This is a genomic window from Mycolicibacillus trivialis (assembly GCF_002102395.1).
Taxonomy (GTDB): domain Bacteria; phylum Actinomycetota; class Actinomycetes; order Mycobacteriales; family Mycobacteriaceae; genus Mycobacterium; species Mycobacterium triviale.
Map to the genome: position 1 here is coordinate 25966 of NZ_LQPZ01000022.1, position 20399 is coordinate 46364.

The window sequence follows — 20399 nt, forward strand, 5'->3', positions numbered from 1 at the left end:
TGCACCGATCGATGCGACCCGCAACCCCTGACGACCACCAAGCGAGGCCACAATGACCATGCCCGCCGGAGCCCAGGTATCCGGATACACGATCGAGCGGGTGCTCGGTGCCGGCGGGATGGGCACGGTCTATCTGGCCCGGCACCCAACGCTGCCACGCAGTGTCGCGTTGAAGGTGCTGTCCGCCGAACTCTCCGCCGACCCGGAGTTCCGGGCCCGGTTCCGCCGCGAAGCCGACCTCGCCGCCAGCCTGGACCACCCCAACATCGTGCGGGTCTACACCCGCGGTGAGTCCGAAGACGGCCGGCTGTGGATCGCGATGCAGTTCATCGACGGCACCGACGCCGGCAACCTGGTCGACCAGGGTCCGCTGCCCGTCGAGCGTGCCCTGCACATCCTCGGCGAGGTCGCCAAGGCGTTGGACTACGCCCACTCCCGTCGCCTGCTGCACCGCGACATCAAGCCGGCCAACTTCCTGCTGACCGGTGAGCCCGGCCCGCATGAGCGAGTGTTGTTGGCCGACTTCGGTATCGCGCGTGCTCTTGAGGACGCCACCCGGTTGACCGCGACCGGGTCGATGATGGCCACCGTCGCCTACGCCTCGCCCGAAGCGATCGAGGGCCACGCGCTCGACCACCGCTCCGACCTGTATTCCCTGGGTTGTGCGATGTACCGGATGTTGTGCGGGCGCAGCCCGTTCCAGGACGCCGGCACCATGTCGGCGGTCATGATGGCCCACCTGACCCGCCAGGCGCCGCCGGTCACCAGCTTCGCACCGCAGTTGCCGCCGGCGATCAACGCGGTGCTGGCCATCGCCATCGCCAAGGACCCGGCTGCCCGCTTCGACTCGGCACGGCAGTTCTTCGAAGCCGCCCAGGCGGCGTTGCTGCACAACCAGATGCCGGCCAAGCCGGTGCCGGAGCCGACGACGGGTGCGGTGTCCGGGCAGGACCCACTGACCTATCCGACCGGGGCGTTCAGCGGCGCCATCGCCAAACTGAAACCCGGTGGGGACCCGAAGAAGCGTCGGAAGCTGATCGGTGCCGGCGTCGTCGCCGCGGCGGTCGTGCTGATCGGCGTGCTCATCGCGGTCACCTCCGGTCCCGGCCCGCTGCCGTATCCGCCGCAGTCGTTCAGCCACACCTATGGCTCCACGATGCTCGAGCAGCGGCCGAAGTCGGTGGCCGCACTGACGTTGGCCGACGCCGACACCGCGCTGTCCCTCGGCGTCCAGCCGGTCGCGCTGGTCACCCCCGGCGACTCGCCGCCGAGCTGGCTGGCCGACCTCATCGACGGCAAACCCACCCTGATGCCGAATGTCGACGCCAAAGCCCTCGAGTCGGTGAAGCCGGACCTGATCATCGACACCGGTGAGCTGAACCGGGACCAGTACGACCAGCTCGCCGCGGTCGGGCCGACCATCACGCGACCGGCCACCGCCGGGCAGTCGCTGACCGCCGAGTCACGGCTGAGCTGGCTCGCCAGCATCCTGGGTAAGCAGGACACCGTGGACGCCGTCCGGGAGCGGATCAAGGACGGTCAGGACAAGCTGCGTGCGGAGAACCCGAAACTCAACGAGTTGACCGTCTCGGTGTACGGCCTCGCCGACGACGGGGTCACCGCGGTGCTGTCGAGCTCACCGGCGGCGGCCTATCTCACCGGTCTGGGTTTGGTCTACAACACCAAGCTGCAGAGCGGCTCGGAGGGCACCACCGAGGAGCCGGCGGCTCTCGACCAGCTGGTCAAGTACGGCAAGACCGCACTGACCATCGTCGTCCGCACCGACAAGGACGCCGGCTCCGGTGGCTTCTACGGGATGCCCAGCCAGTTGGAGCAGCGCTCCAACACCGTGGTCGTCGTCGACGACCCCGCGATGATCGCGGCCCTCGACAGCGCTGGTCCGGCCGCCACGCAGTACCTCAACGACAACCTGGTGCCCGACATCCTGGCCGAGTTGAACTGACCGATGACCCATTCACCGACCGTCCCGAGCGGAGGACCCCGATGCTGACCGTCCGGAGCCTGTTGGCCCTGCTCGCACTCACCTCCGTCATCGCGGCCGGGTGCTCGAACACCACCGAGGGGGACGCCGCCAAGAAACCCGCCACCGCGGACTCCGCCGAACTGAACGCCGGCAACTACCCCACCACACCGCGCCCGCCGCTGGGCGACGCCGGGACGGAAGGACAGTACGTCGAAGCCCGCCGGATGGCCGATTTCGTCGTGATGCCGTTCGACGTGGACCCGGCCCTCACCGCCGGCGGCGGCATCAGCTTCTTCAATGGCCCGTTCAAGGGTGCCGACGCCATCGGGGTCATCTTCGACACGTTCTTCCCGGACACCGCCGCCCGCAACTACGTCACCGGCTTCATGACCAGCCGGCAACACGAAGGCGGCCGCAACCCGAATCTGTTCTCCGGCGTGCTGCGCTACCAGGCCGCCGAGGACGCCGCCGCGGCCGCCGACGTGTTGGGCGTCGAGGGCGGGCCGGACCCGGCGAGATATCCGGACAACAAGGCACCCGACGCCACCCCGACGAGCATCCCCGGCCACCCCGAATCGCGCGGGCTGACCTGGTCGGGCACCGGGACCACGGTCACCGCGTACACACCGCACGGCCCCTACCTGCTGGTCCACCAGTCCTACTCCACGGTCGGGCCCAATGAGGCGATGGACCTGGTCACAAGGGCGATCGACAAACAGCTCCCGATGATCGACCAGTTCAAGCCCACGCCGGTGGACAAGCTGGCCGAATTGCCGCTGGACCCCGACGGCCTGCTGGCGCGGACGTTGGAACCGCGGCCCGATGAGCGCGGCCGGTTGCGGTTCGGGCTCTACGGCGTGCACGCGTTCCGAGCCTTCTCCGACGACCCCGCGGGCGACGAGAAACTGCTCAACGATGCCGGGGTGGATCTGATCGCGATCTCCGGTGCGGATGTCTACCGCGCCCGCGACGCTGCGGGCGCCGGGCAGATCATCGACGCGTGGGCCAAGACCCGCGGCGAGGACGGTGACTGGGATGCGATCGACCCGGTCGCGGGCCTGCCCGATTCGCACTGTTTCAAGATGGAGAACAAGCCGGGCAGCGACGACGCCTATACCTACTACAGCTGCCTGTACACCGCGGACCGCTACGCCGTCGACGTGATCGCGTCGCAGAAGGCGGCGCTGTCCCAGAAGGCCGCCGCCCAGTACCTGCTGCTCACAGCCGAATAAGCTACCGAGGGAGTCATGATGAACGAGCCGCAGAACCCCCCGCCCACTCGGGGCTGGCAGCCCTCACCGCAGGACCAGCCCGGCCAGCCCCAGCAGCCGCCGGCCACCCGCGCGTGGCAGCCGAGTCCGCCCGGCCAGCCGTCGCACCAGTACGCGCCGCCCGGGTATGCGGCTCCGCAGCCGCCCCCGTCCGGACAGTATGTGCAGCCCGGCCCGTCGGGGCAGTTCGATGCCGGCCCACCGCCGGGATATGAGCCCACCACCGCAATCAGCACCGGCGCGGCCAAGCGCCGCCGTTTCGGCGGTTCGAAGCTCCGCACCCCACTGCTGGGGTTGCTGGGGCTCGTGGTGCTGGCGGTGTTGGTCACCGGTTTCTGGAAGCCGGGCTTCCTGCGCAAAGCGGAATTGGATGTCCACGGCGCGGAGAACGGGGTGCGTCAGGTCCTGACCGACCCGGCCACCGGTTACGGCCTCGCCGATGTCACCGACGTGCGCTGCAACGACGGGAAGAACCCGGAGATCAAGGTCAACGCCACCTTCACCTGCGAGGCCACCATCGCCGGGACCAAGCGGACGGTGGAGGTCACCTTCGCCGACGATAAAGGCTCCTACTGGGTCGGTAGCCCCAGCTGATCGGGCATGGAGGTCGGAGGTAACGCGGCGTCGGCCAAGCGATATGTTGGCGCCATGACGCCGGTGGCCGGGTTCGCTGCAGCAACAGGCAGAGCACGATGATCCCGATCGGAGCGGTGGTGGCCGGCTACCGGGTGCGGCGCGTCATCGGATCCGGCGGCATGGGCACCATTTACGCGGTCGACGACCCGCAGTTGCCGCGGCTGGACGCACTGAAGGTGCTGTCCGCCGAGCTGTGCGCCGACCCCAAGTTCCGGGCCCGCTTCGTTCGCGAGGCCGACGTCGCCGCCGGGCTGGATCACCCGAACATCGTCTCGATCTACGACCGCGGGGAGACGCGCGACGGCCAGCTGTGGATCGCCATGCAGCTGGTGGACGGCACCGACGCCGACGCCGCCATCCGCACCGGCACCATGAACCCGCGCCGGGCGGTCCACATCATCAACGAGGTGGCCGAGGCGCTGGATTACGCCCACGCCCACCAGGTGCTGCACCGCGACGTCAAACCGGCGAACTTCCTGCTCACCGGGCCGGTCGGTCCCGATGAGCGAGTGCTGCTCGGCGACTTCGGGATCGCCCGCGCTGTCGACGACGCCGGCTTGACCGGAACCAACATGGTGATGGCCACGATGGCCTACGCCGCTCCGGAGGTTCTGGAGGGGCGCCCCATCGACTACCGCTCCGACCTGTATTCGCTGGGCTGCGCACTGTTCCATCTGCTGACCAACCAGGTCCCCTACGCCGACACCACCGGCGCCTCAGCCCAGGCGATGGCGCATCTGCGTCGGCCCCCACCGCAGCCCAGCGCGGTCGCTCCCGGCTTGGGGCCGATGTTCGACCACGTGATCGCCACCGCGATGGCCAAGGACCCGGCCCAGCGTTACCCGACGGGGCGTGCGCTGGCGGAAGCGGCGAAAGCCGCTCTCGCCCAACGCGATCACACCACCGACCCGCAGCGCCCCGACAGCGGGCCGCACTCGTCACCCACCCTGCGGCCCCCCGCTGCTGCGCCGCCGCGCAGCAGCCGGGGCAAGCTCATCGGGATCGTCGCCGGGGTCGCGGTGGTGGCCGTCGCCGCCGGTGCCGTGGCGTTGTTCGCCGGCGGCAAGAGCGACGACCAGGCTTCGCCGCCGACGGCGCCACCAAGCCACCCGCCCACCAGTGCCGCACCCACCGTGGCGTCGTCGGACCTGGCGTCGTTGATGCTGCCGGACAACCGGCTCACGGAGGCCGTCGGGGCCGCGACCAAGGCGGGGCCCGAACCGTGGCGGGAGTTCGCGCGCGACACCTACGCCGACTGCGGCGGCATCGTCTACCCGATGCAAAGCAACTCGTATTCGGGGAGCGGATCGGTCGACAAGTACGTCCAGGTCGGGGTCGACGTTCGCGATCAGACCCGAAGCAACGTCGTCCAGGGTGTCGTCGCGTTCCCGTCGGCCGACCTCGCCGCCCGCTTCGTGGACCGCCAGCGCGCGCTGTGGCCACCATGCGCCTATCAGACGGTGCGGGTGAGCGCGTCCAACGATCAGCCCGAGTTCTTCTGGCGGATAACGGATGTCAACGCCACCGGGGACATCATCACCGCCAAAGCGCTCCGCGAGGACAACGGGCGTACTTGCCAGCACGCGCTGACCTCGATGAACAACATCGTCGTCGACGTCTTGGCCTGCTCGGCCGACAAATCCAACCCCGGTCTGGATATCGCCCGGGGCATCGCCGACGGGATACCGCACGCGTGATTGCGGGCCGGCCCGGGTTCGCCGGATAGCCATGCTCCCGATCGGATCGGTCGTCGCCGGCTACCGGGTCGAGCGGGTGCTCGGCGCCGGTGGCATGGGCACCGTCTACCTGGTGGCCAATCCCGAACTGCCGCGCCGCGATGCGCTCAAGCTGCTGTCCAGCGAGTTGTCCCGTGACGAGCGGTTCCGGGCCCGCTTCATGCGCGAGGCCGACGTCGCCTCCCGACTCAGTCACCCCAACATCGTCACGATCTACCGGCGCGGGCGCACCGAGGACGGCCGGTTGTGGATCGCGATGCAGTTCGTCGACGGCATCGATGCCGACGAGGCGCTCAATCGCGGTGAGATGACCCCGCAGCGCGCGGTCCACATCGTCGGCGAGATCGGCAAGGCCCTCGACTACGCCCACCGTCACGGGGTGGTCCACCGCGACGTGAAGCCGGCGAACTTCCTGCTGGAGAACTCCCCCGGCTCCGACGAGCGGGTGTTGTTGGGCGACTTCGGGATCGCTCGTGCGCTCGATGACACCAGTCTGACCGCCACCGGGTCGATGGTGGCGACCGTCGCCTACGCCGCCCCCGAGGTGCTGTCCGGGCAATCGGTGGACGGGCGCGCTGACCTGTATTCGTTGGGCTGCACGCTGTTTCGGATGCTGACCGGCAGGACGCCGTTCGCCGACGCCCAGGGCGCCCCGGCGATGATGATGGCGCACCTGACGCAGCCGCCGCCGCACGTCACTCAGCACGCGCCGTGGTTGCCGCCGGCCCTGGATGCGGTGATCGCCACCGCGATGGCCAAAGACCCGGCCCACCGGTTCTCCAGCGGCGCCGAGTTGGCCGCCGCGGCCCGCGCCGCCCTGCACGGCGGCCCGCCCACCCCGACTCCCGGCCAGCCGGGTTTCCACGGCGCACCGACCCAACTCTCCCCGGCGGGCACCGCGGCGTGGGGCCAATCCGCGCCGAAACCCCGGCGCCGCGGCAAAATCCTCGCCGCGCTGGCCGGGGTGGTGGTGCTGGCGGTGGCGGCGACCACCACGATCGTGTTGACCTCGCGCTCGTCGGGCAGCGACAACACCGCCCCTCCCCCGCCGTCGAGCACCGAGTCCTCGACCACCAGCACCGGGCCGCCACCGCCCACCGTGTCGGCGGCCGCCCTCGACGGGGTGATGTTGTCCGCCGAACAACTCGCCGCCATCATCGGCGCACCCGGCCTGACCAAGTACGGGTCGATGGACTCCCCGGCCGAGGACTCGCCGACCATCGAAGAGAAGGACTGCCTGAGCGCGTGGGCGCCCGGGCAGCGCGCCGTCTACTCCCCGCTGGGCTGGGTGGCCGCCCGCAACCAGGGCTTTCAGGATCAGCCCGAAAGTCCGCTCTTCCGGGTCATCGAGGCGGTGATCACGCTGCCGTCGGCGGCGGCCACCGAGAAGCTGCTCGACAGCCAGGCCGAGCAGTGGAAGAAGTGCGCGAACACCCGCATCACGTTGAACTACCCGACGCCGCCCACCCCGCAGCGCTGGACCTTCGGGGAGCCCACCCGCACCGGTGACATGCTGTCGATCAGCTACACGATGGAGGCGGGGGTCGGCATGGGCTGTCAGCGGGCGCTGACCGTCGCCAACAACGCGGCGGTCGACGTGCTGGTATGCCGCTCCGATGTGGGGGATCAGGCCGTGACGGTGGCCGAGACACTGCGCAACAAGATCCCCAACTAGCTCATCAGCCCGGAGTCGCGGATCGCTTCGGCGAGCGGGTCGAGGACCGCCGGGTCGTAGGGCACCGGCAGGTAGATGATCGCCAGATCCAATCCGTGCTCGCCGAGGGCGGCGGCGTCGTCGATCACCTTCGCGTAGTTGTGGTCCGCGTCCAGGCGGACGTGCGCGGAGAGCAGGATCTCGGTCGGGTCGCGGCCGATGTCGGCGCAGTGGGCTGCCAGCACGTCGCGTTTGCGGGCGAATTCGGCCGGGGTGCCGCCGACGAAGTTCCAGTGCTGGGCGTATTTCGCGGTGATGCGCAGGGTGCGTTTCTCGCCGCTGCCGCCGATGCAGATCGGCGGGTGCGGGCGCTGCGGCCCCTTGGGTTCGTTGCGGGCGGCTTTGAGTTGGTAGAAGCGGCCGTCGAAGTCGGTGGTCTCCTGGCTGAGCAGGCCGATGAGGACCTGGCAGGCCTCCTCGAAGCGGTCGAAGCGGTCGCGCAGGCTGCCCAGTTCGATGCCGTAGGCCTCGGATTCCTCCTCGTACCAGCCGGCGCCGATGCCCAGCTCCAGTCGCCCTCCGGAGATGATGTCGAGCGCGGCGGCCATGTTGGCCAGCACCGCGGGGTGGCGGTAGTGGATGCCGGTGACCAGGGTGCCCAGCCGCAGCCGGGTGGTGGCCTGGGCCAGGGCGGTCAGCGTGGTCCAGCCCTCCAGGCACGGGCCGGTGGGGTCGGAGAAGATCGGGTAGAAGTGGTCAAAGGTCCAGCCCGAGTCGAAGACGTCGATGTCGTCGGCGGCCCGCCAGACCGCGAGCATCTCCGGCCAGCCGGTGTTCTGCGGTGAGGTCTTGAATGCGAAGCGCATTCCCGTGAGGGTAGTCACGGGTGGCGAGTTCTCGCGACGCATTCTCGAAGCGGGACGGAAAGGAGCGCGTGATGGCGACCGAGGACGACGTCCGGCGGATCGCTCTGGGTCTTCCCGGTGCATACGAGCAGGCGTCCTACGGCGGCAGCCCGTCCTGGCGGACGAAGCCGCGGATGTTCGCCTGGATCCGCGATGACGACGGCGCGCTGGTGGTGTGGGTCGGGTCGGTGGAGGAGAAGGAACTGCTGCTGGGCGCCGACCCGGCGAAGTTCTTCACCACCGACCACTACGACGGTCACCCGATCGTTCTGGTCCGACTTCCCGCCGTCGACGTCGATGAGCTCGGCGAATTGATCGAGGAATCCTGGTATCTGCGGGCGCCGCGGTCACTGACTCGGGAGCACCGCTGAGCCGACGAGCGGCGGGGCGCTGCGGCAGACTGGGCTGATGGATCCGGTGGAGGCGCTGCGCCAGATCGCGTTCTACAAGGACCGGGCACGTGAGGACCCGCGTCGGGTGATGGCCTATCGCCGCGCCGCCGAGGTGATCGAGGCTCTCGACGACGACGAGCGCCACCGCCACGGGGTGGCCGAAAGCTGGCAGTCCCTGCCAGGAATCGGGCCGAAGACCGCCGCGGTGATCATTCAGGCCTGGGCCGGCGGCGAGCCGGACACCCTGGTGCGGTTACGTGAGGAGGCGCCCGATCTCGGAGGCGGGGCACTGCGGGCGGCGTTGCGCGGGGACCTGCACCTGCACTCGGACTGGTCGGACGGCTCGGCGCCGATCGAGGAGATGATGGCCACCGCCGCCGCGCTGGGCCATGAGTACTGCGCGCTGACCGATCACTCGCCGCGGCTGACCATCGCCAACGGCTTGTCGGCGGAGCGGCTTCGCCACCAGCTCGACGTGATCGACGGGTTACGGGAGCGCTTGGCGCCGCTGCGGATTCTGACCGGCATCGAGGTCGACATCCTCGACGACGGCAGCCTCGATCAGGAGCCGGACCTCCTGGAGCGCCTCGATGTGGTGGTGGCCAGCGTGCATTCCAAACTCAAGATGGAGTCGGCGGCGATGACGCGGCGGATGGTGCGCGCGGTGTCGAATCCGGTGGTCGACGTGTTGGGGCATTGCACCGGGCGGCTGGTCGGCGGTGGGCGCGGGCGGCGCCCGGAGTCGCAGTTCGACGCCGAGGCGGTGTTCACCGCCTGCCGCGATCATGACACCGCGGTGGAGATCAACTGCCGCCCGGAGCGCCGCGATCCGCCGACCCGGCTGCTGCACCTCGCCCACGAGTTGGGGTGCGTGTTCAGCATCGACACCGATGCGCACGCGCCCGGTCAGCTCGATTTCCTGGGCTTCGGTGCGCAGCGGGCATTGGAGGCGGAGATTCCGGCCGACCGGATCGTCAACACCTGGCCGGTCGAGAAGTTATTGGCCTGGGCGGCTTAGGTCTTGCGGTGGCGCAGGTGGGCGCCGGTGTCGCGGCCCGCTACGGTCGGCCTCACGTGACCAATCGGGCCGATACTGTGCACAAGTTATCACTGCGCTATAGCAGCCCGAATCCGAATGTGGGAAAATCGCACATATGGATGGCAAGCTTCTCGGCGAGCGCATCACCGAAGCTCGCAAGTCCCTCGACCTGACCCAAGAACACCTAGCCAATCGGGTCGGGATAGACCGCACCGCGCTTGGACTGATCGAAAAGGGCAAACGCAAGGTGTCGGCGATCGAACTCGTGGACCTCGCCGCAGCGCTCGAAACGCCCCTGGCCTGGTTCGTACGCACCCCGGTCCCTGCCGTGATCAGCCGCCGCTCTGAATCGGGACCGACGCACGAATCCACCGCCCGACTGGACCGCGAACTGGAACTGTTTGCCGGCGACGTCTCGTCCTTAGTCACCACGGGCGTGATCGAAGACGTCGTTGACCGCCGGACTTGGGACGCCCCACGATCTCACGGCGACTGCGAACGGATTGCCGGTGAAGTGCGGGCACTCCTCGACATCGGTTCCGGCCCGCTGTACGACCTGGCCGGCGCCGCAGAGCAGTTCGGTATGTACTCATGCTCACTATCGCTCGGCGATGGCGGAGCGGACGGTGCCCTCGTAGAAGTGACCGAAGGCAGCGCCGCGGTCGTGATCGACGGCGATGCCCGACTAGGTCGTCGTCGGATGTCGCTCGCGCATGAACTCGGGCATTGGCTGTTCGGTGACGCCTACGATGCGGCCGCGAGCGACGCCGAGCGTCTGATCAACTCGTTCGCCGCACACCTGCTTGCTCCCCGAGCAGGTATTACCAAGCTCTGGCACACCAATCGCAACGACTCGGTCCGTGATCGCACGATCCGAATCGCTGGAACGTACCGAATGTCATGGTCGGCGGTGATCGCGCACCTGCGCAGTCTGGGGCAGATCACGGATGATGAATTTCGTTCCATGGACGGTCGCAATCCAGTTGTTGGTGAATTCGACAGACTGCAACTCCCACGCTTCCGGGATGAATTGTGCTCGCCGTCCGTGTCACCTCGAATGACCGCAGCGGTCCTTGACGCCTACGTCGACCGGCGAATGACCAAAGCGAGAGCGGTCGAACTGCTGCGCGGTGCGCTCGGCACTGAAGACCTGCCACCACAGCGGGCAGAGACAGCTGCCGACTACGCAAGCCTGTGACCGCGCCGGCAGGCGCCCGCTGGGTGATGGATACCTCGACCTTCACCCACTTCTGCCGTGCTGGCCACCAGGATATTCTGCGGCGACTCGCCCCCGGAGGCCTGATCCTCATCCCGGACACGGTGTACAGCGAGGTGGAAAACGGGCGCGATCGGGGTTACGCCATCCCGTCCATCGCCGAACTCTCCTGGGTCGAACTCGGTGTTCTGACCACCGAGGAAACCAACAGCCAGCTCCGCATCAAGATCGATATCCCGTCGAAGAAGGGCGATTCACCGCGAAAGAATCTAGGTGAGTGCGCAGTCCTCGCATGCGCCATCCACCGGAACATGGTGGCGGTGATCGATGACAGCGCTGCCCGCGCGCAGGCGCGACAACGCGGCGTCCGATTCGTGACGTCGATGTGGATCATCGCCGCCGCATACAAATACCTCGACGACGTGGATTCCGCTGTGGCGGAGCGGATCTATGAAGACTTACGCTCCACGGGGATGCGGCTTCCAATGGTGGGCAGCATTATCGGGTGGGCGTACGAGATCGGACTCTTGCCTTGAGCCGTCACCGATATGCAGCGTCGACACCGACGCGCACGTGCCCGGTCAGCTCGACTTCCTGGGCTTCGGCACGCAGCGGGCATTGGAGGCGCAGATCCCGGCCGACCGGATCGTCAACACCTGGCCGGTCGAGAAGTTATTGGCCTGGGCGGCTTAGGTCTTGCGGTGGCGCAGGTGGGCGCCGGTGCGGTGGATCGGCACTTTCTCGCCGGGGTGGATGTGCTTTTTGAACGGCATGACCTCGTAGGTGGTGGTCGCTGAGGTCTTGCCCTTCTTGGCGATCCCGACGATGCGGCCTTCCAGGTCGTGGGCCGAGCGGTAATTGAAGTAGACGGGGTCTTTGACCTTGAAGGTGTCTTCGGTCGTGGTTGCCATCGCGGTGTCCTTCCGTGGTCGCGTCTTTGAGATTTCCAGCGAAAAGGGTCTTCTGCAAGGGTTGCCCGGTCCGGCGGCAAGGAAAACATCACCTTCCCGGCGTCGGCTCACGCTCGATGCATCACGCGAAGCCGGTGTTCTCCCACTTCCACCGCGCGATGCGTGGAGAGACCCAGAACCCGTAGATGCCAAGCGTGATGATGATCAGGAGCAGCCATTTCAGCCACAGGCCGAACAGCCCCCACGCGCTTCCGTTGAACACCAGCTGGCGCCCGCCGATGTAGGAGTGCTTCGCGCGCCACCTCTCGCGGAGCACCAGAGCGAACGGATAGCAGATCCCCAACGTGCACACGGTGATGAGAAACGCCAGGACCGCGGTCCCGATGTAGGTCGCGGCGCCGCCGTCGAAGGCGAACTCCCGCTGCAGGGCCCGCTCCGGAATGTAGGGAGTCGCGGCCGGCGGTGCCGCAGAGTAGTTGGACGGCTCGCCGGGTTCCGAGTAGGGCCCCGGCATCGGTGACGCAGTCATGGCATCCTCGCTCGGTCTGGAACGTACGGGGAGTTTTCTCCCTTGAGCGCGACGATACGGCCGGTGACCGACAAGCACCCGAGCTCGCACGGCGTCGGCTCCCACCCACCTCGTCCTACGACCCCCGCCCGATCTACGCGCTTTTGACGATGTTGATCCCCTCGCGACGGCCGATAGTCGATCCATGCGCCCCACGCCCGGTAGGCGGCGGAGGGGCCGGCGCAGGAGAACGGAGACGACGATGAAAACGCTCCAGGTGGCCGCGGCGGCGGTCCTCGGGATGGCCGGGATGTTCGCCTCCGGCACCGTTGCCGGGCCGCTTCCGGCCGCCCACGCCGACTGCGGCTGGCTGGATGGCGTGGCGACTCTGGGCATCAGCTGTCTGGTCACCGAGTTCGATACCGGCGGGACCCGGCCGAGTTGCCCGCCCGGATGGCAGGACATGGGGCTGCGCCAAGACCCCGACGGGATGAAACTGCTGTGTTACGACCCGAACTCCGAACCGGTGCAGACCGACGCCCAGGGGCGAGTCGGCACGGAGTGCCCGGACGGGACCTTTGTCGACACCAGCCAGATCCCCGGTCTACCGAAAAGGTCGGAGGTCTGCGCCGAGCATATGGGCGCAGAAAGCCCGCCCGTGTCCCCACCGAAACAACAAGGCCCCTGCCCGGAGGGGTATGAGGAGTGGAACGGCGAATGTCCGCGCCCGTGCCCGGAAGGCAAAGAGCACCGGCCTAACGGTCAGTGTGCCTGCCCGGACGGGACCGAGGAGTACGGCGCGAAATGCCTTCCGGCGTGCCCCGAGGGACAGCAGCGCCGGTGGGGTGAGAGCGAATGCACCGCCGTCGAGCAGCCGCCCGCTACTCCACCGGAGCAACCGAAGTTCCACGGGTGTCAGTGGTTCCCGCTGCCGCCGGTGCGGACCCCGATCGAGATCGCGTGCTTACCCGGTCAGATCGACACCGGACCGATGCCCTGAGCGGGGCGAACGCGGCGTCGGCGCTCGAAAGCCAGCACACCATCACGAACTGTGCCATTGCCAAACGGCACAGTTCGTGATGGACTGCTGCGCGTGACGGAATCCGACCGACCACGCCTGCCGTCGGTACCTGACCGCGCCTCGGCGCGGGCGGTGGCCTCGGCTGCGCTCACCCGCTGGACGCTGGGCAGCCTCACCGGGGTCATCCCGCCGACCAGGTCGGGGGTGCGGTTCAGCCGCGCCCTGGTCGCCTCGATCATGGGGACGCTCGGCTCCATGCCCGGCGGCACCACGGTCATCGACGTCGACACCCCGCAGGTGCGCGGCGAGTGGGTTCTGGCGCCCGGGGTCGAGTTCGGTCAGCGCGCCGGCTACTACGTGCACGGCAGCGCCTACGCCATCTGCTCGGCCCGCACCCACCGCAAGCTGGTCGCCCGTCTCTCGGAGGCCACCGGCCTGCCGATGTTCGTCGTGGACTACCGACTGGCCCCGGAACACCGGTTCCCGACCGCCGCCGACGACGTCGAGGCCGGCTACCGCTGGCTGCTGGCCCAGGGCTACGCAGGCGGCGATCTCGTCATCGGCGCCGACTCCGCCGGTGGCCACCTCACCGTCGACCTGCTGTTGGCCCACGCCGACGAGCCGGACTTCCAGCCCGCCGGGGTGGTGCTGTTCTCACCGCTGATCGATCTGACCCTCGGTCTTGCCGCGCAACAGGAACGGCTGCGCCGCGACCCCGCGATGTCCGCCGGGGCCGCGCGCCGGTTGGTGGGGCTCTACACCGAGGGCCACGACCAGACCGATCCCCGGTTGCGGCTGGGCTTCACCGACGCCGCCGCGCTCCCGCCGATGCTCATCCAGGCCGGCGGCTTCGAGATGCTGCAAGCCGACGCCCGCTACCTGCACGACGCCATCACCGACGCCGGCGGCAGCAGTCGCCTGGAGATCTGGCCGGGGATGCTGCACGTCTTTCAGGCGCTGCCGCGTCTGGCACCTGAGGCCAAGCCGGCGTTGCGCCGGGCGGCGGCCTTCATCTCGAACGTCTACCAGCGCGACCGCTCCCACGACACCGAAGAGGTGTGCTGATGTTCCCGATCGACACCCTGCTCAATTTCCTGCGCACCGATCGGCGCTCCGCCAAGGCCAAGGCGGTGGTCACCGGCGCGGGCAGCGGCATCGGGCGCTCCTTCGCCCTGGAACTCGCCCGCCGCGGCGGTGAGGTCATCTGCGCCGACATCGACGCCGACCGCGCCGCCGAAACCGTCGCTCTGGTCGACGGGTTGCCCACCGGCAGCGCGCACGCGACGCAGTGCGACGTGTCCGATCGCGCCGCGGTGGAGAAACTCGCCGCCACCGCCCAGGAGGTCTTCGGTGGCCCGCCCACCCTGGTGATCAACAACGCCGGGGTCGGTATCGGCGGAAAGCCCGTCGGCGACATCGGCTTCGAGGATTGGGACTGGGCGCTGGGCATCAACCTGTGGGGCGTGATCTACGGCTGCGAGGTGTTCACCCCGCTGCTGCGGGAGGCGGGCCGCGGCGGCATCGTCAACGTGGCCTCGGCCGCCGGGTTCGCCGCCGCACCGTCGATGGCCGCCTACAACGTGTCCAAGGCCGGGGTGATGTCCCTGTCGGAGACTTTGGCCGCGGAGCTCAACGACACCGATATCGCGGTGACGGTGCTGTGCCCGACGTTCGTCAAGACCAACGTCTTCGACGACGGCCGCATCACCCCCGGCTCGATGAACCTGACCAAGCAACTGGCCCGCTGGACCGGGCTGTCGCCCGACAGCGTCGCGGCCCGCACCCTCGACGCGCACGACGCCGGCCGCCTCTACGTGGTCCCGCAGGTCGACGCCACCGTCATCTGGCACCTGAAACGACACCTCCCGGGCCTCTACGTCCGCGGCGCCGGCCTGCTCGGCCGGCTGCTGCCCGACAACTGACCCGCCCTACCCGAAAGGAAACGATCATGGCAATGGACATGGACGCCATGCTGCAGACGATCAAGGACCGCCAGTGGGCACTGGCCGACATCGACTGGGACGCACCGGGCGCCGAACTCATCGAGCCGGAGCTGTGGGCCAAGCTCAAACCGTTCATGTCCGATCTGATGTGGATCGAGAACGTCGGCGCCCGCGGCTTCGCCGCGCTGGCCAAAAAGGCCCCCACCCCGACGCTCAAGAGCATCTACGAGCACTTCCACGCCGAGGAGCAAAAGCACGCCAACGCCGAACTCGCGCTGATGCGCCGCTGGGGCATGCTCGAGGACGACGAGATCCCGGCGCCGAACGTCAACGTGCAGCTGGTGATCAACTGGCTCGACAAACACTCCGACGGGATGGGCCTGACGTTTTTGGGCACGGTCATCCCGATGCTGGAGGTGGCCCTGGACGGGGCGCTGATCAAGTTCATCACCGAGGAGGTCAAGGACCCGATCGCCCAGGAGGTGTTCCGGCGGATCAACTCCGACGAATCCCGGCACCTGGCCGTCGATTTCGAGGTGATGCATCTGCTCGGCCAGGCCGACATGCACAAGCTGCTCATCGAGCTGGTCGGCGGCTGGATCAAGCCCTCCTTCCTGATCGGCGTGCTCAGCTACTTCCCGCTGCTGAACAAGATGCGCGACAACATCGTCGCCATGGGCGTCAACGAGGAGCGGCTGTATCAGGCCATGCGCCGGTTCCAGAGCGTCGGCGAACGAAGTGCATTCACCCGCAGGCTGCCGATGTACCGGATCGTCTCCTGGCAGGCCCGCAAGGTGATCGACCGCACCTCCAAATACCACTGGCTGGCCGATTCACTGGTGAAGGCCACCAGCATCATCCCGATGCCGCTGGTGCGCAACACCCCGACCTGGTCGCGCGAACTGACCTACGAGCCGGTCGCCTGAAGGAGCCGCACGCCATGACGATCTCCGTAGCCATCATCGGTGCCGGCTTCGCCGGCATCGGCGCCGCGATCCGACTCAAAGATGAAGGCGTCACCGATTTCGTGATCTTCGAGCGGGACACTCGGGTCGGCGGCACCTGGCGGGACAACACCTACCCGGGCGCGGCGTGCGACATCCCCTCGCACCTGTACTCCTACAGCTTCGCCCCCAAACCGGACTGGTCGCACACCTATTCCGGCAGCGCCGAGATCCTCGACTACATCGACGACATGGTCGAATCCACCGGCGTCGGCAGCCACATCCGCTTCCAGCACACCGTGACCGGCATCGGCTACGACGCGACCGCCGGTGAGTGGACCGTCAGCTTCGCTGACCAGGAACCGGTGCGGGCCCGCGCCGTCATCGTCGCCTCCGGCCCACTGGCCAACGCCGGTTTTCCCGACATCCCGGGCATCGACGAGTACCGGGGCCACAAGATCCACAGCGCACGCTGGGATCACGACTACGATTTCGCCGGCAAGCGGGTGGCGGTGATCGGCACCGGCGCCAGCGCGGTGCAGATCATCCCGGAACTGGTCAAGACCGCCGCCACGGTCAAGGTGTTTCAGCGCACCCCCGGCTGGGTGCTGCCGCGGGTCAACGCCCGAAGCAGTGGGCTGGTCAAGCGGGTCTTCAAGGAGTTGCCGCTGGCGCAGAAGGTGGCGCGTTCGGCCTGGTATTGGGGCCACGAGTCGATGGCGCTCGGGCTGGTGTGGGACAGCCCGGCCACCCGGCTCGTGGAGGCGGTCAGCGCGCTGAATCTGCGCCTGCAGGTGAAGGATCCGTGGTTGCGCCGGCAGTTGACGCCGGACTTCTCCGCCGGGTGCAAACGCATCCTGATGACCAGTGACTACTACCCCGCGCTGCAGGCCGACAACTGCACGCTGGTGACCTGGCCGATCGCGCGGCTGGCCGCCGAGGGGATTCGCACCGTCGAGGGCATCGAGCACCAATTCGATTGCATCGTCTTCGCCACCGGGTTCGAGGTCTCCAAGGCCGGCACCCCGTTCCCGATCACCGGGGTCGACGGGCGGGATCTGGCATCGGAGTGGAGCCGCGGCGCCTACGCCTACCGCAGCGTCGCGGTATCGGGTTATCCGAACCTGTTCTTCACGTTCGGACCGAACTCCGGGCCGGGCCACAACTCGGCGCTGGTGTACATGGAGGCCCAGATCGACTACATCGTCGAAGCGATCGGCACACTGCTGCAGTTCGACTGGAAGTCGCTGGATGTGCGCCCCGAGGTGCAGGAGCGCTACAACGAGGACATCCAGCAGCGGTTGCAATCGACCACCTGGAACTCCGGGTGCCAGAGCTGGTATCTGACCGAGGACGGCTTCAACGCCACCATGTTCCCCGGCTTCGCCACCCAGTACGTCAACCAGCTCAAGCACGTGGACCTGCAGGATTTCAAGATCCACGCCCGCCAGGAGCTGGGCAGCCCGGTCGCGGTCGGCTAGGAGCGCGCCGTGGCGGAGTACCGGATCGATGACCTGGCGCGGGAGGCCGGGACGACGGCCCGCAACGTGCGCGTCTACCAGGAGAGCGGGCTGCTGACCCGCCCGGTGCGGCGCGGCCGGGTGGCCATCTACACCGATCGGCATCTGCGCCAGTTGCAGACCGTCATCCGGTTGCTCGGCGAGGGGTTCACCGTCAAGCACATCCTGAAGTTCCTGACCGGGCTGCGTGACGGGCAGGAGCTGGCGGAGGTGCTCAACCTCGACGATTTGGCGGAGTTGGTCACCGCGCCGTGGTCGCATCCGGAGTCGCGGACGATGTCGTTGGCGCAGTTGACCGAGCGCCTCGGCGATCTGGACGCGCCGACCCTGCGGCGGCTGTGCCGCACCGGGGTGATCGAGGCGACCGGCGACGCGGACAGCTACCTGGTGCCGGACCGCCGGATCATCGATGACTATGCGGAGCTGATCGCCCGCGGCATGCCGCTGTCGACGATCCTGACGGCCACCGCGGCCACCGACAAGAAGCTGGACGCCGCGGCTCGCGCGTTGGTGCGCCACGGGCACACCGAGATCACCCGGCAACGCGGGCCCGGCTGGTATCCGGGCGACGACGCCGAACTCGCCTGGGCCGCCGACATCATCGCGGTGATGCGCCGGGTGGCCGGGCGCGCCGCGCACGCCAGCCTGGACCGGGCGTTGGAGGCGGCGGTCCGCGACGAGTTGGACGACTACAACCGGGCGGCCAAGACGATCTCTGTTGTCGAGGCAGAGGCCGAGGCCTCCGGGCCGGAAGCTCAGACCGGAAGTTAGCCGACGCCGCGGCCCGCGCTCGGATCGGCGACCCGGCGCTCACCGAGGACGCGCCCCATCCAGCGCAGCACTGTCGGCATCGCCCAGCCGGCGGCGATCAGGTGCTCCCCGGGCACGGGTAGGTAGTCGACGTCGGCTCCCCGGGCCCGCCAGGTGTCGATGAGCTCGAGAACGCCTTCCTCGGGGATGAACTGGTCACCGAGGAATCGGCCACTCGAGCCGTGGTAGAACAGCACCGGCATCGTCGGGGCGGCAGCTCCGGGCTTGTTGTCGGCGATGACGGCCTGGGCGATCTCCGATTCCAACGGCTCAGGGACCGTGGCGATTCGGCCCAGATCGAGGCGGGCCAGCCCGGCCGCTGCCAGCGGGGGCTGGGGCAAGTCTTTGATGAGGGTGGCCACGTAGAACGCGAAATCGCCGAAGAGCTCCGCCATCTGCGGGTATTCGCGGGCCTGCCCGATGACGGCCGCGGCAAAGAGTCCCGAGCCCAGGCCGGCGTTCATGCTGCGAAACAGCAGCGCATAGTCGGTGGGCGTTCCGCCCGCCGCGGCGCCTCGGAAGCTCAACTCGGGGGCGTAGGTCGGTTGTTCCTGGGCGGCCCACACGGTGGCGATCGCACCGCCGCTGTAGCCGTCCATCACCATCGGCGAATCGACGAGTTCCGGTTGTAGTGTGCGCATGCCGCGCACCGAGTCGAGCACGGCGTGCCCGGCCATCCGCCCCGCGGAGTACGCCATCCGGGGGCCTTCATGATCGGGGAGCAATACCGCGTAGTTGCGCGCCAGGAGCAGCGGCAGATACGGCGGCACATCGACGTAGAGCCCGTGGGCGATGCGGTAGGACGGCGCGGCCTTGAGCCCGAGGGAATTGATCGGCTGGTTGCGCACCACGACCGGTCGCGGCCCGCTGCCCCGCCAGGGGCGGTGCGGTTCGATCAGCGTGGCGGTCACCGGCACGGCATTACCGGCGGTGTCGGTGGAACGCACCATAAACCGGTGGACGGCTGCTCTGGGTATCGGCAGCCGCGGGCTCACCCGCTCGGCGCGGATGATCTCACCGTTGGTCAGCGCGCTGAGATCACCGGGCGCGGAATAGAAGCCGCTTCCTGTGATGGGTGTGGGCAGGATCGCGGCGTGGCGGTCGGCGCGCTGCGCGTCGGTCAACCGGCGGCCTGCCCAGTCGTTGAGTCGCGCGATCACCGCGGGGCTGCGCAGTGCCGCAGCCGATCCGGCGACCCCAGTGACCGCGGCACCCGCCGCCAATGCCACCGACGATGCGGAGCGGGGCGTTTTCGCCATCGATCTTCTCCTGCCTCAAACCACGCGGCAACGGGCAACATCAGTGCTTCGGCCACCCGTCAGAGCGAGTGAGCCCGTCCGCACTGAGTCAGCTTAAGCGGCGCACCCGTGGCCACGGTTCTGTTCGTCCCGATCCGGCACGTTCTCCGAGAGACGAAGCCTGACCGTTCACCCCTGGACGCGCTTCTCACCAGTGTCGGCGAGGTCAGCCTGGGGACAGCCGCTTTTCGCTCCGCTTTCCCCATCGATGGAGACCAATATGTCACCACGGCTTGGGGCAGCCTCCCGGCCCCTTGAGGGTCTCGGCCGCGAGAGCGGACGCCCCGCCAAACCGTAGGAGGAAGATCGCGCCGCCGCGAGTCCCGCCTGCCACACTGCATCACATGGAGTTCACGGAAGTCGCCGGCTTCAGGGTCGTCCGGCAGCTCGGGGCCGGAGGCATGGGACAAGTCTTCCTCGTTCAACACCCGCGTCTTCCGCGGTACGACGCCCTGAAGCTCCTCGACGCCGGAGTCTCCCGCAACGACGACTTCAAGGCGCGGTTCCAACACGAGGCCGATCTGCTCGCCCAACTAAGCCTCGATCCACGGACGAATTGGCTGGTCGTCGGGTGTCGTGACGAGGAAAGTGCCCTCTGAGCTGCGATGATG

19 protein-coding genes and 2 pseudogenes are annotated in these 20399 nt (G+C 68.3%); 17 read left to right on the forward strand and 4 right to left on the reverse strand.

Annotation, left to right across the window (positions count from 1 at the left end; genetic code table 11):
* Window positions 1-52 precede the first annotated feature (52 nt).
* From AWC30_RS18205 to AWC30_RS09465, 5 genes are all read left to right on the forward strand, one after another.
* Window positions 53-1963, forward strand: a complete 1911-nt coding sequence (locus tag AWC30_RS18205) for a serine/threonine-protein kinase (protein ID WP_109562005.1) — start codon at window positions 53-55, stop codon at window positions 1961-1963.
* 41 nt (window positions 1964-2004) lie between these two features.
* Window positions 2005-3216 (forward strand): DUF7373 family lipoprotein, encoded by a 1212-nt coding sequence (locus AWC30_RS09450; protein ID WP_085109950.1) that lies wholly within the window; start codon window positions 2005-2007, stop codon window positions 3214-3216.
* An 18-nt stretch (window positions 3217-3234) separates the two neighbouring features.
* Window positions 3235-3849, forward strand: coding sequence for a DUF4333 domain-containing protein (locus AWC30_RS09455; protein WP_085109968.1), 615 nt, complete (start codon window positions 3235-3237; stop codon window positions 3847-3849).
* 98 nt (window positions 3850-3947) lie between these two features.
* On the forward strand, window positions 3948-5588 hold the full coding sequence (locus AWC30_RS09460; RefSeq protein WP_085109951.1) for a serine/threonine-protein kinase PknH/PknJ: 1641 nt from the start codon (window positions 3948-3950) through the stop codon (window positions 5586-5588).
* Window positions 5589-5619: 31 nt separating this feature from the next.
* Window positions 5620-7302 (forward strand): serine/threonine-protein kinase PknH/PknJ, encoded by a 1683-nt coding sequence (locus AWC30_RS09465; RefSeq protein WP_085109952.1) that lies wholly within the window; start codon window positions 5620-5622, stop codon window positions 7300-7302.
* Here AWC30_RS09465 and AWC30_RS09470 read toward each other — a convergent pair.
* Window positions 7299-8147 (reverse strand): LLM class F420-dependent oxidoreductase, encoded by an 849-nt coding sequence (locus AWC30_RS09470; RefSeq protein ID WP_085109953.1) that lies wholly within the window; start codon window positions 8145-8147, stop codon window positions 7299-7301. The genes AWC30_RS09465 and AWC30_RS09470 overlap by 4 nt on opposite strands.
* 71 nt (window positions 8148-8218) lie before the next feature.
* Between AWC30_RS09470 and AWC30_RS09475 the strand changes: the two genes are divergently transcribed.
* The 5 genes and pseudogenes from AWC30_RS09475 to AWC30_RS17395 form a co-directional block, all read left to right on the forward strand.
* On the forward strand, window positions 8219-8557 hold the full coding sequence (locus AWC30_RS09475) for an MmcQ/YjbR family DNA-binding protein (RefSeq protein ID WP_085109954.1): 339 nt from the start codon (window positions 8219-8221) through the stop codon (window positions 8555-8557).
* A gap of 37 nt (window positions 8558-8594) precedes the next feature.
* Window positions 8595-9596 (forward strand): PHP domain-containing protein, encoded by a 1002-nt coding sequence (locus tag AWC30_RS09480; RefSeq protein WP_085109955.1) that lies wholly within the window; start codon window positions 8595-8597, stop codon window positions 9594-9596.
* A gap of 136 nt (window positions 9597-9732) precedes the next feature.
* On the forward strand, window positions 9733-10815 hold the full coding sequence (locus tag AWC30_RS09485; protein ID WP_085109956.1) for a helix-turn-helix domain-containing protein: 1083 nt from the start codon (window positions 9733-9735) through the stop codon (window positions 10813-10815).
* Window positions 10812-11369, forward strand: coding sequence for a PIN domain-containing protein (locus AWC30_RS17600; protein ID WP_085109957.1), 558 nt, complete (start codon window positions 10812-10814; stop codon window positions 11367-11369). The genes AWC30_RS09485 and AWC30_RS17600 overlap by 4 nt, the downstream gene beginning before the upstream one ends.
* Before the next feature lie 10 nt (window positions 11370-11379).
* Window positions 11380-11526, forward strand: a pseudogene (locus tag AWC30_RS17395) (PHP domain-containing protein); the annotation flags it as partial.
* On the opposite strand, the gene AWC30_RS09495 reads toward AWC30_RS17395, so the two are convergent.
* Together AWC30_RS09495 and AWC30_RS09500 are read right to left on the reverse strand one after the other, a co-directional pair.
* Window positions 11523-11744 carry a hypothetical protein gene (locus tag AWC30_RS09495; RefSeq protein ID WP_085109958.1) on the reverse strand — a complete coding sequence of 74 codons (222 nt, stop codon included), beginning with the start codon at window positions 11742-11744 and terminating at the stop codon, window positions 11523-11525. The pseudogene AWC30_RS17395 and the gene AWC30_RS09495 sit on opposite strands and share 4 nt — an antisense overlap.
* 121 nt (window positions 11745-11865) lie before the next feature.
* On the reverse strand, window positions 11866-12273 hold the full coding sequence (locus tag AWC30_RS09500; RefSeq protein ID WP_234808016.1) for a DUF898 family protein: 408 nt from the start codon (window positions 12271-12273) through the stop codon (window positions 11866-11868).
* A gap of 241 nt (window positions 12274-12514) precedes the next feature.
* Between AWC30_RS09500 and AWC30_RS09505 the strand changes: the two genes are divergently transcribed.
* The 6 genes from AWC30_RS09505 (at window position 12515) to AWC30_RS09530 (ending at window position 18451) form a co-directional block, all read left to right on the forward strand.
* Window positions 12515-13252, forward strand: coding sequence for a hypothetical protein (locus AWC30_RS09505; protein WP_085109960.1), 738 nt, complete (start codon window positions 12515-12517; stop codon window positions 13250-13252).
* 93 nt (window positions 13253-13345) lie between these two features.
* Window positions 13346-14338, forward strand: a complete 993-nt coding sequence (locus AWC30_RS09510) for an alpha/beta hydrolase (RefSeq protein WP_085109961.1) — start codon at window positions 13346-13348, stop codon at window positions 14336-14338.
* The gene (locus AWC30_RS09515; RefSeq protein ID WP_109562007.1) at window positions 14338-15195 is read left to right on the forward strand and encodes an SDR family NAD(P)-dependent oxidoreductase; all 858 of its coding nucleotides are present in this window, start codon (window positions 14338-14340) and stop codon (window positions 15193-15195) included. The genes AWC30_RS09510 and AWC30_RS09515 overlap by 1 nt, the downstream gene beginning before the upstream one ends.
* Window positions 15196-15221: 26 nt before the next feature.
* The gene (locus tag AWC30_RS09520; RefSeq protein WP_085109962.1) at window positions 15222-16142 is read left to right on the forward strand and encodes a ferritin family protein; all 921 of its coding nucleotides are present in this window, start codon (window positions 15222-15224) and stop codon (window positions 16140-16142) included.
* Between the two features lie 14 nt (window positions 16143-16156).
* A complete protein-coding gene (locus AWC30_RS09525) occupies window positions 16157-17641 on the forward strand; it encodes a flavin-containing monooxygenase (RefSeq protein WP_085109963.1) in 1485 nt (494 codons plus the stop codon).
* 9 nt (window positions 17642-17650) lie between these two features.
* Window positions 17651-18451 (forward strand): MerR family transcriptional regulator, encoded by an 801-nt coding sequence (locus tag AWC30_RS09530; RefSeq protein ID WP_085109964.1) that lies wholly within the window; start codon window positions 17651-17653, stop codon window positions 18449-18451.
* On the opposite strand, the gene AWC30_RS09535 is transcribed toward AWC30_RS09530, so the two are convergent.
* Window positions 18448-19749, reverse strand: a complete 1302-nt coding sequence (locus tag AWC30_RS09535; protein ID WP_085109965.1) for a lipase family protein — start codon at window positions 19747-19749, stop codon at window positions 18448-18450. The genes AWC30_RS09530 and AWC30_RS09535 overlap by 4 nt on opposite strands.
* Window positions 19750-20132: 383 nt before the next feature.
* Between AWC30_RS09535 and AWC30_RS09540 the strand changes: the two are divergent.
* Window positions 20133-20327: pseudogene (locus tag AWC30_RS09540) on the forward strand (serine/threonine protein kinase); the annotation flags it as partial.
* Window positions 20328-20399: the final 72 nt, after the last annotated feature.

Coding starts and splice junctions, on each gene's coding strand:
- AWC30_RS18205 (WP_109562005.1), top strand. CDS start 53: ATGACCATGCCCGCCGGAGCCCAGGTATCCGGATACACGATCGAGCGG.
- AWC30_RS09450 (WP_085109950.1), top strand. CDS start 2,005: ATGCTGACCGTCCGGAGCCTGTTGGCCCTGCTCGCACTCACCTCCGTC.
- AWC30_RS09455 (WP_085109968.1), top strand. CDS start 3,235: ATGAACGAGCCGCAGAACCCCCCGCCCACTCGGGGCTGGCAGCCCTCA.
- AWC30_RS09460 (WP_085109951.1), top strand. CDS start 3,948: ATGATCCCGATCGGAGCGGTGGTGGCCGGCTACCGGGTGCGGCGCGTC.
- AWC30_RS09465 (WP_085109952.1), top strand. CDS start 5,620: ATGCTCCCGATCGGATCGGTCGTCGCCGGCTACCGGGTCGAGCGGGTG.
- AWC30_RS09470 (WP_085109953.1), bottom strand. CDS start 8,147: ATGCGCTTCGCATTCAAGACCTCACCGCAGAACACCGGCTGGCCGGAG.
- AWC30_RS09475 (WP_085109954.1), top strand. CDS start 8,219: ATGGCGACCGAGGACGACGTCCGGCGGATCGCTCTGGGTCTTCCCGGT.
- AWC30_RS09480 (WP_085109955.1), top strand. CDS start 8,595: ATGGATCCGGTGGAGGCGCTGCGCCAGATCGCGTTCTACAAGGACCGG.
- AWC30_RS09485 (WP_085109956.1), top strand. CDS start 9,733: ATGGATGGCAAGCTTCTCGGCGAGCGCATCACCGAAGCTCGCAAGTCC.
- AWC30_RS09495 (WP_085109958.1), bottom strand. CDS start 11,744: ATGGCAACCACGACCGAAGACACCTTCAAGGTCAAAGACCCCGTCTAC.
- AWC30_RS09500 (WP_234808016.1), bottom strand. CDS start 12,273: ATGACTGCGTCACCGATGCCGGGGCCCTACTCGGAACCCGGCGAGCCG.
- AWC30_RS09505 (WP_085109960.1), top strand. CDS start 12,515: ATGAAAACGCTCCAGGTGGCCGCGGCGGCGGTCCTCGGGATGGCCGGG.
- AWC30_RS09515 (WP_109562007.1), top strand. CDS start 14,338: ATGTTCCCGATCGACACCCTGCTCAATTTCCTGCGCACCGATCGGCGC.
- AWC30_RS09520 (WP_085109962.1), top strand. CDS start 15,222: ATGGCAATGGACATGGACGCCATGCTGCAGACGATCAAGGACCGCCAG.
- AWC30_RS09525 (WP_085109963.1), top strand. CDS start 16,157: ATGACGATCTCCGTAGCCATCATCGGTGCCGGCTTCGCCGGCATCGGC.
- AWC30_RS09535 (WP_085109965.1), bottom strand. CDS start 19,749: ATGGCGAAAACGCCCCGCTCCGCATCGTCGGTGGCATTGGCGGCGGGT.